We start from the raw sequence: 12,822 nt of genomic DNA on the forward strand, positions 1-12,822 counted from the left end.
GCAAAAGCAGAGAAATTAGCTAAAAAGGTGTCCGGGTTTTGTTGACCACTACACTCCTTTATCTAATGCAAAAATCATTAAGTAAATTTAACGTCTCTAAAACTAGCATATGACCATTTATTTTTGCTAAATTATCGGCGTTATATCATAATTAGAAATGCAGGCCACTTGGAATTTTGGCGCTGACAGTTACGAACAATTTTTACCATAGCACCTACCAGTATTCGCTTCGTAAGAGATGACAAGCCAAACTAGTTATTCATGCAAAGAAAGAGTTTGAGCTTAATATAAGGAGCATGTCCATCTGCTTTTGAGAAACGAGTTTACCAGTCATACAGATGAGTCAGAACTGATCCAAGCAACACGAAAAGGTTAGGCAGATGAAATGTAAAAAGAAGCCACTGGGAAAACTAAGTCAAAAAAAGACGACTAAAGAGTACAGCCTCGATCAACTGCTATCCAAAAGCTCTAAGTATGACTTTGTTTTAAGCGTTGAAGACAAACGCTGGCTTAACGGTTCTTTGGTCGAGGGAGAGAGCAAACGTTAATCAACGACAAACAGGAGTTTTCAGATATCAGATATTGTAGCAACTTTTGCGTTTGCTTTAGCTCCAGTCCTATCAATATCATTCACAGCATACTCTTTGTTTTATAACGAACGTAAATCTGATAATAACCAGGACTGACCTTGATGACAAAGAGGCCGTCGCTTTTATTGATAGCGTTATTTTCTTTTAGTTTTCTAATGTCCTCCAACAGCAATAAACCGCCATATTTGAGCTCCAAATATTTCAGTTGGTGAGCACCCAGCTTTTGGTCATCACCGACATGCTTCAAGCCAGCAGAGTTAGTAACAGAGTGTAAGGCGAGTCAATGGAAATCAGCAGGTGATGCACAGGACATTATGAATGGTTATAACCAGCTTTATGACACGCGCAAGGGTTGGCTAAAACTGCATAAAGATTCATCTGAGACAGCGTTTCCGGCCTTAATAATGACCAATTTAGTACATATTTTTTGTGACCATAGATTAAATTGACCACCCTGATTTACCTCTATGTACTTAAATTGCTCATTGCAGAAATTTGACTAAAAGCCAATATTTACAAGGGGTGTATATTAATGTAGATTAGTAAGAATTAAAGTGATATACCCGTAACTGCCTTGACATGGCAGAGGTCGGTAGTTCGAGTCTACTCGGACGCACCACTTCCTTAAATTTAACAATTTTTATTTTTATACCCTCTGATCCGCTCAAGTTGCTCTATTCGTAAGTTTCGCATATAGTTAATCTGCATCGTCAGTACACTTACCTGTAGCGAGGAACTTCATGAGCCAATATAAAGCAATTAAACTAGTCAAACGTCCTCAGCCTGGTCCTGTCTCCAAGGATATTTTCGAGATCGTTGAACTCGATCGTCCCAGCGTCGACGACGGTCAAATACTGATTAAACAAACCCACATGTCATTGGATCCCGCCATGTTTGGCTGGATGAGCCCAGACAAAGAAAGTTATATTCCACCGGTTGAACTCGGCTCTGTGATGCGCAGTTCAGGTGTCGGTGAAGTCGTTGCAAGTAAACACCCCGATTTTGCCGAAGGCGATCGCGTCATGGGAATGATGGGCTGGCAGGAGTATGCGCTCAGCGATGGTCAAGGAATTAATAAAGTGCAAACAGATGCGCCCGATGAAATGGTGCTTTCGGTGTTTGCTCTTCCCGGCCTTACCGCAACACAAGGTCTATTAAACGTGGGGAAACCCAAACAAGGTGAAACGTTGGTAGTCACAGGCGCAGCCGGTTCCGTCGGCTCGATCGTTGGTCAAATGGCGAAAGCCGATGGCCTCTCGGTTATTGGCGTAGTCGGTTCAGACGAAAAAGCAGAGTGGATTGTTAACGAACTTGGGTTTGACGGCGCAGTCAACTACAAGACTGATGACATTCCCGCCAAGTTAGCTGAATTAACGCCAAATGGCATTGACCTCTATTTTGAGAATACCGGCGGTCCGATTCAACATGCGGTCATGGGACGCATGAATGCACATGGACGCATTGTTGTCTGTGGCATGATTGCGGATTACGATAAAGAGCAACCAAGCCCTGGACCGAGCTGGATTCCAATCATCAAGAAGCGACTGACAATTCAGGGCTTCACGATGCCGGATCATTTTGATCAAATCCCCACCTTACTGAAACAATTAACGCCTTACGTGGCAAATGGGGATATCAAATATCGGGCTCACGTACTTGAAGGCTTAGAGTCGGCGATTGAAGGACTTAACATGTTTCTAAGTGGTGAGAACCAAGGTAAATTATTGGTCAAACTCTAATAACTGAGCCACTTGCGTTGTATACGCAAGTGGCATTTTACCCACTAGTCGTCAGAAAAAATGTCTTCAATAGTGCATTGGAATACCTTGGCAATTTTAAATGCTAGCGGTAAGCTCGGATCAAACTTTCCTGTTTCAATCGCATTGATTGTTTGACGTGAAACCGACAATGCCTGCGCAAGATCATTCTGAGTCCAGTTTCTCTCAGCTCTTAACACTTTGAGTCGGTTTTTCATCGGTATTTCCTCATCCCTAATAAAAGCGCAACAATATAAGTGACGCCGAGAACCATCATCAAGTGTGAAATCTCAAAATCAAAGCCCAACAAGCTATTTTGCGTTAGCGATGTCGCCGCAAGGCCTAAAACCACACTGATGCCAAGCGCTAAACTCATCGCCTCTAGCTGAACCTTTCGTTGCAGCTCGTCTTGATGGTCTAAGTGACGTTTGTTCGCCCATATCATGGCAGCACCCATAATGATGTTTACTACGCTAGCTACATAAGTCATTGTCGAACTGTCCCACCATTGCTTAGGTCCGAAGCTCGCCAGCGCCAACGTAAGTACCCATAACCCTGTCCAAACCGCCAGTAATTTATTCGATCGGCACTGCTGTTGCTGCCACTCGTTACGTTCAGTCATTTTTGTTCTCCATTTAGTAAAGTAAATAAAACACGTCATAATGTAAAATACACTTTACCATAGTAGCCGCACAAAGAATAAAGTCAAGTTTATTTGACATGGCTAATGAGTAATTGCTGGTGAGTTCCTCAGCGCGCCAACTCAACTCGGTTTCGACCGTTTCGCTTTCCTTTGTAAAGCATCTCATCAGCGCGCTGAATGAGCAGATCCAAGCTGCGCTCATTGCTTTTCATTGCGATACCGACGGTGATACTGACCGAAACTTGATTTAAGGGAGATGGTAACTCGATTGCGTTAACATTAGCGGTTAATCGCTGAGCTAACTTGACCGCCTCTTTATGGTGCGTGTTCGGCATCGCCACGATAAACTCTTCACCACCAAAACGACCCACCACATCGACACGTCGAAGCGATTGACGAATGGTTTTAGCAACCTGCTTAAGTACCTCATCACCCCGCGTATGACCCCAAGTATCATTAATTTGCTTGAAGTGATCGACATCTATCATAAGTAAGCAAAATGCCGTGTTTTCGCGTAAAGCTCTTTCTAATAAAGCTTCAGCACGTTTAATGAAATGACTGCGCGTATCAAGCTCGGTTAAGGTATCCCGTTCGGCTAATCTTCTTAACTGTGCTTCGAGAGACTTTCGGTGTTCTACTTCTCGTTGCAAGGCTAAATTCTGGTCGCGCTCTTCATTTAATAAAGAAAACTGCTTACGTTGGAGTATTTCAAGTCTTAACAACGCGCAATAACCGACAATATTAGCCATGATAAGAAGAAGAACGAGACGCGTGGCAGTTGGTACGGAGACCTCGGCATAAGCTACTGAAGCTACTATAAATCCAACACTGAGAAATCCACTCGCCCAACTGGCAATGGTTAATAAACTTGGAATGAGTAGGTAAAACGCCATGATGGCGACAACAACCGCCGTAATTTGAGTATAAAGGCTTTCGGGTCTTAAAGGCACGATCGAGATAATACCCGCGGCAAGAACCCATAACGGCAAGGCATGAAGAAGTGGTTTTCGAGAAAAGTTACCAACCCGTCCAAGAATTAATGCCAACACGACACAACTTGAAACCACGACCGCTCGCATCGATATTAAGGTAAAAAAATCAGTTGAATGACCGAGCAGATTATAGTCGGTGACAGCAAACATCGCGAAAATAAGGGAAACCAGCATCAGTGCTAAGCGAGAGTCATGCCTAACCCGTAATTTTATCGAGTCGCGATAGCTTGCTTCGAGCCGTGAATCCCTAAACTGCCCCGTTAGCCAATTAATGTCATTGTATTTTTGTTGTAATGACAAGCGAGAAAGTCCTTGTACATAAGTTATGATGATGAGCACCGATATCGTAATTCACGCAGAACTGTTTAACAAATAAAATACGCTCAAGCCGAGAAAATAGACACGGCACATGACGAATCTATTGATTTAAGTGCGACACAAATATATATTCATAGCACAATGTTAAAAATAAGTATCCTTTAAATGTCATAGCGATTCGCTTGTATGTTATCTGCAATGTGAGTTCGGTAGGCGTTGAGTTAACGGTAGCGAGGAGCCGTGATGCCGCGTAGAAGTAAATCATTAATCGAGGGGTTGCTCGACTTATTCTCAACTTGGCCTTGGTATATCAGTCTTTTTCTTGCCCCCATTACCTACTTTAGTATCAATCTCATTGTTCAGTCGCATACATGGGGTACCGTTGAAATAGACATTAATGATCCCACCAGCATGACCGCTTATATGGCCCACTTCATGGGGCAACTGCTGTTACCTCTATTGCAATTTGCGCTCCCTGCACTTCTCGTTTTGGCCAGTATCGTTTCATTAATAAACGCTTTATCGAACCAACAACGCTATGAACGTGTTATCCAATCGTCCGAGCCTGCCGTATTAAAAACCGTGGATTGGGAGCATTTTGAGCAACTCGTTGGCGAATTTTTTAGCCGCGAGGGCTATCATGTGAAGCCAACACCTACTGGACCCGATGGTGGAATTGATTTAAGGATCGAACGAAACGGTCAGTTGTATTTGGTGCAATGTAAACAGTGGAAATATCGTAAAGTACCTGTTTCAGTCGTAAGGGAACTATTCGGTGTTGTCATAGCAGAAGGCGCCGCTGGTGGCTTTATCGTAACGTCTGGCGAGCTGACGCATGACGCGCACATTTTCGCAAAGGGAAAACCCATACATATTATCAATGGCGAAACCTTCCATCGATTTGTGCGACAACGCGAAAAAGCCGCTGTTAGATTTCCCCCAAGCCCAAACACACGCCCAACCACACAGGTTTGCCCCAAGTGTGAAGGGCCTATGGTAAAACGCATAGCCCGTCGTGGACCCAATAGGGGCGAATCTTTTTGGGGTTGCAAGCGGTTTCCAAAATGTTATGGCACGCGCCCATAGTGCTGGGTTAATCGCGTATGATGCGCGGCCTACGCAACATGGGTGTCATAGTAATTGAGTAAAAGGGATATTGCATCGTCAAGCGGTGAATCACTCTTCAGGATGTCAGCACTGTCGAGTAGCAAACGCATCATCACTTGGTTATCCTCCTCCTCTCGCCACATCTTAATGTAACTGCCCTCTCTATAGCCCCGTTGTTGGCGTACATGATTCAGCGCATTTTTCCCTACGTAACTGATATAAACAGCTTCCGCACTACCGTAGGCTTGATATAACATGCTAAATAGTTGCGTCAATGATTCATTACCAAAGCACAACGGACGGTTTAAGTCTGGGCGTCCTTCTAACGCAGTTTGACGCAACAACCACCGGGCGTCTCGAGCTTCATCAGCATGTGCGCGAATACTCGCTTCAGCGAGCTTAAGTGCGGCTGTCTCAACTGGACTGGCACTGTCATCTTCTACCAAAATTTCGATAACGTCAGACACCGCGAAGTGCAGCACATCAATCAACTCCATATTGGCTTGGGCGTGGTCGACGGTTTGCTTTTTCCACCACTTGTAGCCAAGGTGTTCATAGCGTTCACCAAGCTCCACAATGACAGCCGCGAAATCATCACGGGCCAGTTTTGGCGCTATCGGCCAGTGTGCATCGAGGCCCTGATTAAATTGAGTCTGTAACTTAGCAATTTGTTGGGCTTGTTTGACCGTTAATTGAGTATCGGCGGGCATGAATACGTCCTTGGTTGACGAATAGGGCAAAAGCGTACCTTATAGTAGCGGTTCGTAGGTTGCCCATGCAATAGGAAGGGTCAATAGATGTGGGTTACCTGGAATACAGATAACCCAGTTGCAACATTACTTAGGCATGATCCATGAGCCACCCACGCAACTTACGTTAGGTAACGCGAGGTAGTCTTGGTAATTGCTCTCGTTGATACCGCCTGTGGGGCAAAAGCGAATGTCAGGGAACGGTCCATGAATCGATTTCAATAATTTTACGCCGCCAACGGCTTCAGCCGGGAACAACTTAAACCGATCATAGCCGTACTCGATCCCCATCATTAATTCGGATACGGTTGCAATGCCGGGAATCAATGGAATATCAGCGCCCTTGCCTGCCTCTAATAAAGCGGGCGTGGCACCTGGACTTATCGCAAATTGTGCACCGGCCGTTTGCACTTGGGTCAGCTGAGTGATGTTTGTAACGGTACCCGCGCCAACAATAGCATCGGGGAGCTCGCGGCGCATTTCCTCAATCGCGTGTAACGCAGCGGGCGTCCTTAAGGTTACTTCCAACACTTTAAAGCCTTGCTTACAGAGTGTTCTCCCGAGCGGCACAGCCTGTTGAATGTCATCAATGACAATCACAGGTATAACGCTCGACGCATTAAGAATATCGTTAGCAGAATAGTTCATCAGAGTCCTCAATCGATATCAGCTGTCGCTGGTGCTTTACGCAATGTTTGTTTTAAGTACTGTGCCACGCCGCGCATGCCCGCATGTTCGGCGGTTATCACATAACAGGGAATCGACTCGGCTAAATTACAGAAACGACCTTTTTGTTCAAATCGTGTTCTAAATTCGGAAGCGGCCATGAGTGGCAGTAGTTTGGGTACCACGCCTCCTGCGATATACACACCGCCGCGAGTGTTAAGGGTGAGCGCAAGGTTGCCTGCAAAACTACCCAGGCTGGCAAAAAACTGATTGACGGTCTCTGTCGCTATCGCATCGCAGTTAGTTAAAGCGCGCGCTCCAATTGTCTTCGCGCGCAACGGCGGTACTGCTCTGTCGTGGTAGTGCGCAATGGCTTGATAAAGGTTTTCAATGCCGGGGCCGGAAAGAAGACGTTCTGCTGATACCCGACCATCAAAACGACGTGCCAGAAATTCGTGAATCGCCCATTCCTTTTCGTTAAGTGGCGCCCAATCCGCATGCCCGCCCTCACCCGGCAACGGCATTACATCACCGTTAGGCATGTGCACCAAATGTCCCACACCGAGACCGGTACCTGCGCCAAGTACAGCACAGGGAGCCGTTTCCACCTTTTTACCGCCGCCGATTTTCTTCATCTCGCTTTTATCGAGTGTCAGCAAGCTCATCGCAGCGGCCGCAAAATCGTTTAATACGATAAAACTGGTTAATCCCAGTGCTTCACGCGTACCACGCACGGAAAACTGCCAGTGGTGGTTAGTCATTTGAATCGAGTCACCCTCTGCCGGACAAGCAATGGCAATCGCTACATGTTCTAACGCAACGTCTTGTTGCTCACGATAAGCAATGAGCGCATCGGTTAGATTCAAATAATCCGCACAAGGAAACACTTGTATGCGATCGAGTTCAAAGGTTTTTAAGTTGATACGACCGAAACGCGCATTGGTACCACCAATATCTGCGACCACGGCAAATTCCGTGCTTAGGTCGAGTTGTGAGTCATTTACCATTTACTGATCTTCCCTAAAGAGCACGGATGCGCCTGACTCAGCGCCACTCAAATTAGCTCGAAAGTTGCCAAACAACTCTCGTCCCATGCCAAATTGATATTCTGATAAATCTGGCGCGACTATATCACGCGCATTGAGTTCATTCTCGTCAACAAGGACCTCTAAACGGGCATTTTCAAAGTCAACGCTAACCAAGTCACCATCCTTGATCTTCGCGATCACCCCTCCATCGACCGCTTCAGGCGTTACGTGGATAGCCGCAGGCACTGTCCCTGATGCGCCTGACATACGCCCATCCGTGACTAAAGCCACGTGGTAACCGCGCTTTTGTAGAACACTCAGTGATGGCGTTAGCTTATGCAGCTCAGGCATACCGTTAGCTTTGGGTCCTTGATAACGCACAACGACTACACAATCTTTGTTGAGCTTATCCGCTTTGAATGCATCAACCAGTTCATGCTGGCTGGTAAACACCACTGCCGGTGCAGTGATCGGTTTGATGCCCTCAGGTAGAGAGGATGTTTTGATGACCGCACGACCCAAGTTACCAGACAGGACCTCTAAGCCTCCATGCTTATTGAATGCTTGGGTGTGCGGTCGTAAAACGTCTTCGTCGAGCGATTCTTCAGCAATATCGACCCAGGTCAGTTGCCCTTCTTCGGTGAGCGTTGGGCGCTGCTGATATTTGTCGAGCCCGTGGCCGACAACCGTCTCAACGTCGTTATGTAATAAACCGGCTCGCAATAGTTCACGAATTAAGAACGGCATACCGCCGGCGCGTTGAAAGTGATTAATATCCGCTTGTCCATTGGGATATATTCGGGTCAATAACGGCGTAACCGAGGATAATTCAGCGAAATCATTCCAATCGACTTGATAACCTGCGGCTTTTGCTACCGCTACAAGGTGCATGGTGTGGTTGGTCGAGCCGCCTGTTGCCAACAGACCAATGATCCCGTTTACAATAGTCTTAGCCGTCACAATTTCGCCGATAGGCCGATAATCGGCTCCCAGATCGGTGATACGCGTGACGTGCTGCGCAGCGGCACGAGTCAATTGCTCACGCAGTTCACTGCCAGGATTCACGAACGACGCGCCGGGCAGGTGCAACCCCATCATCTCAATGACCAGCTGATTCGAGTTGGCGGTGCCGTAAAACGTGCACGTTCCCGCCGAGTGATAAGATGCAGATTCAGCGTCAAGTAACTGTTCCTTATCAACTTTACCTTCCGCATACAGCTCGCGGATACGCGCCTTTTCTTTATTAGAAATACCCGACGGCATGGGACCGGCAGGTACGAAAATAAATGGCATATGACCAAAGCTCAATGCAGCGATCAAAAGACCGGGTACGATCTTATCGCAAATGCCAAGCATCAAGCCGCCATCAAACATGTTGTGTGACAAACTCACTGCGGTTGCCATGGCAATGACGTCGCGACTCAGTAGGCTCAACTCCATGCCCGGTTGTCCTTGCGTAACCCCGTCACACATAGCGGGCACACCGCCTGCGACTTGTGCGACGCTGCCAACATCACGAATCGCCTTTTTTAGCTTTTCCGGATAATCATGGTAAGGCTGGTGAGCTGATAGCATATCGTTATACGCTGTCACGATACCAATATTAGCTTTCGTCAAGCTGCGCAGCTCACTTTTGTCCGATTGCCCACAAGCAGCAAATCCATGCGCTAAATTACCGCATGACAAAGCGCTACGATGCGGACCTTTGCGCCGCGCATGTTTCATGCGCTCCTGATATGCGTGACGTGTTGCTTCGCTGCGCGCTTCAATACGCTGCGTTACGCGTTCTACTACCGGATTCATAAGCACCTCTTACGCGGCTGAATAGTAAACATTAATAGGCGTTGTTCCCGCGTGAACAAAATCACTAATCGGATATTTTTTCGGATCAGGTTGCTCAAGCGCTGTTTGCAATACCGACCATTTATCATCGCCCGTAATGTGGAAAAACACATTATGACTGTTCAACAGGCGCTGTTTGGTTAAACTCAGTCGTGTATAAGGTGCCGTTGTTGGCTGCGTCGCAATCAGTGCCTGCGGCTGAGTTAACCCAGCTTCAAGTTGCTCGCAACATGGAAAGAGTGAAGCGGTGTGCCCGTCGTTACCCATGCCCAACACTACCACGTCAAATGTGGGTAAACTCGCTATTCTGGTTTCTAATGCTTTAGCAGCATTTTCAGCGTGATCATGGCCTGTAAACAGGCTAACGTACTTAGCAGCCGCCGCTTTATTTTTTAACAAGCAGGTTTTTATCAGCTTATCATTACTGTCGTCTGAATCGGGTAGCACCCAGCGTTCGTCAGCCAACAATATAGTGACCTTTGACCAATCAATAGACTGTTCATTAAGCTCAGCAAATAAAGGTTTCGGTGTGCGTCCACCGGATACCACTAAGGTCGCTTCGCCCTTTTCTTCAATCGCGTGTGAAAGAAGTTCTGCGATACGTTTACTCAATGAACTCGATAATGCCTGATTACTATCAAAAGTATTCACGTTGATTCCCTCTATTTTATTCATCCCACTGTCTTCCGTCATGCGCTAATAAAGAAACGGCGGATACAGGTCCCCAGGTGCCTGCGTGATAAGGTTTTGGTGGTTGTTCGTTTTGTTCCCATGCAGCGAGAATGCCATCGACCCAACGCCATGCATACTCGACCTCGTCACGGTGCACAAATAGGTATTGGTTACCCTGCATTGCCTCGAGCATGAGTCGCTCATAAGCATCGGCAATACGCTTTTTCTCGAACGTTTCATCAAAACTTAAATCCAGTGTGGTCGCCTTTAGGTGCATTTGTTTGCCAAGGCCCGGGATCTTATTCAACATTTGCACTTCCACACCTTCGTCGGGTTGGAGGCGAATAACCAATTTGTTGGGCTGTAAATCTGCGGTTGTATCGCTAAAGATGTTGTGAGGCTGTTTCTTAAATGTAATGACGACTTCACTGCGTTTTTCTGGCATGCGCTTGCCTGTACGCAAATAGAATGGAACGCCTGACCAACGCCAGTTATCAATATTGACTTTTAGGGCGACAAAGGTTTCTGTATCGCTATTCTCGCGAGCGCCCTCTTCCTGCAAATAACCCGGTACTTTTTGCTCACCGATAAAACCACCTTGATACTGACCTCGTACCGAAACATCTTTGCAGTTTGACGTATCAATCGGTCGTAGAGCTTTCAAGACCTTTAACTTCTCCTCACGAATACTCTCTGCATCAAGCCGAGAGGGTGGCTCCATTGCTATGAGCGAGAGCACTTGCAGTAGATGATTCTGCACCATGTCACGTAACTGACCCGCGTCATCGTAATAGCTCCAACGCCCTTCGACACCCACTTTCTCGGCAGCCGTAATCTGAATATGGTCAATAGCCGAGTTGTCCCAGTTGGAAGCAAATAGTGCATTGGCAAAACGTAGCGCGAGCAAATTTAATACGGTTTCTTTACCGAGGTAATGGTCGATTCGATAGATTTGACTCTCTTGAAAGTACTGCGCCACCGCTTGGTTAATCGTTTGTGAAGAAGCTAAATTGTGACCGATAGGTTTTTCCAGAATAACCCGCGTACTGTCATGAATCAGTGACTGGCGGCTTAAGCCGGCGCAAATCGTGGCATACAGACTAGGTGGCGTAGCGAGATAAAACACGCGATCGACCTCGTCGGAGGTCGAGGCTTTGAGTGCTTGGTAAGCTTCATCTTGAGAAAAATCCATTTCAACATAATGAAAGCGCTTACAAAAACGTGCCAACACATCGTCAACTAATTCATCACTAGACACAAACGTTTGCAGCGTTTCCTTAACGCGCTCTTCAAACTGGCTGGCACTTAATTCCTCTCTGGCGACACCAATAATTTTACTCTCTTGATGCAATAACCCACTGCGATCTAATTGAAAAAGTGCAGGAATTAATTTGCGCCGTGACAGGTCACCCAGCACCCCGAATAACACTAAATCACTGCGTTGCAAACTGTCTGTCATGCATGCCTCGATTAATTTTAGTTGCTTGTTTTTGTAACTTTACTACATTTAGACTAGTTTAAGGGTGATAACTTTGTCAATATAACAAATAATTTCGTAACTAAATTACATAATGAGTCGTAAAACATATGGATTTGATTAACCGTATCTCGTCAGAGCAGAGTCAGTTCAGCAAGTCTGAACGCAAAGTGGCTGCGCTGATTTTGCATGAGCCCGAGCAGGCCATCCACCGAAGCATTGCCAGTTTGGCGGCTCTGGCGGGTGTCAGTGAACCGACCGTCAATCGATTTTGTCGTCGCTTGGGATGCAAAGGCTATCCTGACTTTAAGTTACAGCTAGCACAAAGTCTGGCGCAAGGTACGCCGTACGTGAACCGCGATATCGAAGAGAACGACAATGTTGATCAAATCACACAGAAGATTTTTGACTCAACATTAAATGCGTTGAGTATTGCGCGGCAGTCGCTGGATAGCCGCCCTATTGCTGCCACCGTTGAAGCCATGGTGAGTGCTCGAAAAATCGCATTTTTTGGTTTCGGTGCGTCCGCCTCTGTCGCCCACGACGCACAGAACAAATTTGCCCGATTTGATACGCCATCGGTGTTTTCAGATGATCCACTGGTCCAACGTATGTGGGCTATTAATAGCGAACCTAATGACGTCCTTGTTTGCATAAGCCACACGGGCCGCACCAAGGCACTCTGTGAAATAGCCGCCATAGCACACAACAACAAGGCAACGGTCATCGGTATAACGGCACCGAATAGCCCGCTATCCGAAAACTGTCAATTTACTGTGTCGACAAACGTGCCCGAAGATACCGACCAATATATGCCAATGGCCTCTCGTATCGCTCAGTTGGTACTCATTGACGCGATCATTGCCGGTTACACATTGCAACGAGGCCCTAAATTTAGAGAAAAACTCGCGCGTGTAAAAGAGGGTCTCAAGGGCTCCCGTTACAGCAAACAAACCACAACAAAAGAATAGTTAGGAGTAG

General features: G+C 46.6%; 13 protein-coding genes. 4 read left to right on the forward strand and 9 right to left on the reverse strand.

Annotation, left to right across the window (positions count from 1 at the left end):
* Nucleotides 1-380 precede the first annotated feature (380 nt).
* Nucleotides 381-548, forward strand: coding sequence for a hypothetical protein (locus ABNS04_RS06635; protein WP_272977509.1), 168 nt, complete (start codon nt 381-383; stop codon nt 546-548).
* A 782-nt stretch (nt 549-1,330) separates the two neighbouring features.
* On the forward strand, nt 1,331-2,329 hold the full coding sequence (locus tag ABNS04_RS06640) for an NADP-dependent oxidoreductase (RefSeq protein ID WP_272977508.1): 999 nt from the start codon (nt 1,331-1,333) through the stop codon (nt 2,327-2,329).
* A gap of 44 nt (nt 2,330-2,373) precedes the next feature.
* Here ABNS04_RS06640 and ABNS04_RS06645 read toward each other — a convergent pair whose 3' ends face one another.
* The 3 genes from ABNS04_RS06645 to ABNS04_RS06655 form a co-directional block, all read right to left on the reverse strand.
* On the reverse strand, nt 2,374-2,565 hold the full coding sequence (locus ABNS04_RS06645) for a helix-turn-helix transcriptional regulator (protein WP_272977507.1): 192 nt from the start codon (nt 2,563-2,565) through the stop codon (nt 2,374-2,376).
* On the reverse strand, nt 2,562-2,969 hold the full coding sequence (locus tag ABNS04_RS06650) for a hypothetical protein (RefSeq protein ID WP_006955407.1): 408 nt from the start codon (nt 2,967-2,969) through the stop codon (nt 2,562-2,564). The genes ABNS04_RS06645 and ABNS04_RS06650 overlap by 4 nt, the downstream gene beginning before the upstream one ends.
* Nucleotides 2,970-3,097: 128 nt before the next feature.
* A complete protein-coding gene (locus tag ABNS04_RS06655) occupies nt 3,098-4,282 on the reverse strand; it encodes a GGDEF domain-containing protein (protein WP_272977506.1) in 1,185 nt (394 codons plus the stop codon).
* Nucleotides 4,283-4,543: 261 nt separating this feature from the next.
* Here ABNS04_RS06655 and ABNS04_RS06660 point away from each other — a divergent pair, with 261 nt between their 5' ends.
* Nucleotides 4,544-5,386 carry a restriction endonuclease gene (locus ABNS04_RS06660; protein WP_272977504.1) on the forward strand — a complete coding sequence of 281 codons (843 nt, stop codon included), beginning with the start codon at nt 4,544-4,546 and terminating at the stop codon, nt 5,384-5,386.
* Between the two features lie 29 nt (nt 5,387-5,415).
* Here ABNS04_RS06660 and ABNS04_RS06665 read toward each other — a convergent pair whose 3' ends face one another.
* The 6 genes from ABNS04_RS06665 to zwf all read right to left on the reverse strand — a co-directional run bounded on the left by ABNS04_RS06665 (nt 5,416) and on the right by zwf (nt 11,823).
* Nucleotides 5,416-6,117, reverse strand: a complete 702-nt coding sequence (locus ABNS04_RS06665) for a dUTPase (protein ID WP_272977503.1) — start codon at nt 6,115-6,117, stop codon at nt 5,416-5,418.
* A gap of 126 nt (nt 6,118-6,243) precedes the next feature.
* Entirely contained in the window at nt 6,244-6,804 is a 561-nt protein-coding gene (locus ABNS04_RS06670; protein ID WP_272977502.1) for a bifunctional 4-hydroxy-2-oxoglutarate aldolase/2-dehydro-3-deoxy-phosphogluconate aldolase, read from the reverse strand.
* An 8-nt stretch (nt 6,805-6,812) separates the two neighbouring features.
* The gene (glk, locus tag ABNS04_RS06675) at nt 6,813-7,829 is read right to left on the reverse strand and encodes a glucokinase (RefSeq protein ID WP_272977501.1); all 1,017 of its coding nucleotides are present in this window, start codon (nt 7,827-7,829) and stop codon (nt 6,813-6,815) included.
* Complete coding sequence (edd, locus tag ABNS04_RS06680) at nt 7,830-9,653, reverse strand: phosphogluconate dehydratase (RefSeq protein ID WP_272977500.1); 1,824 nt, start codon at nt 9,651-9,653, stop codon at nt 7,830-7,832.
* Nucleotides 9,654-9,662: 9 nt separating this feature from the next.
* Nucleotides 9,663-10,367: a 6-phosphogluconolactonase gene (gene pgl, locus ABNS04_RS06685; RefSeq protein WP_272977499.1), complete on the reverse strand. Its 705-nt coding sequence runs from the start codon at nt 10,365-10,367 to the stop codon at nt 9,663-9,665.
* Nucleotides 10,360-11,823 carry a glucose-6-phosphate dehydrogenase gene (gene zwf, locus ABNS04_RS06690; protein ID WP_272977498.1) on the reverse strand — a complete coding sequence of 488 codons (1,464 nt, stop codon included), beginning with the start codon at nt 11,821-11,823 and terminating at the stop codon, nt 10,360-10,362. The genes pgl and zwf overlap by 8 nt, the downstream gene beginning before the upstream one ends.
* A 128-nt stretch (nt 11,824-11,951) precedes the next feature.
* On the opposite strand from zwf, the gene hexR reads away from it, so the two are divergent.
* The gene (hexR, locus tag ABNS04_RS06695) at nt 11,952-12,812 is read left to right on the forward strand and encodes a transcriptional regulator HexR (RefSeq protein WP_006955416.1); all 861 of its coding nucleotides are present in this window, start codon (nt 11,952-11,954) and stop codon (nt 12,810-12,812) included.
* The last annotated feature ends 10 nt before the right edge of the window (nt 12,813-12,822 follow it).

It is taken from the genome of uncultured Idiomarina sp. (assembly GCF_964010655.1).
Classification (GTDB): domain Bacteria; phylum Pseudomonadota; class Gammaproteobacteria; order Enterobacterales; family Alteromonadaceae; genus Idiomarina; species Idiomarina baltica.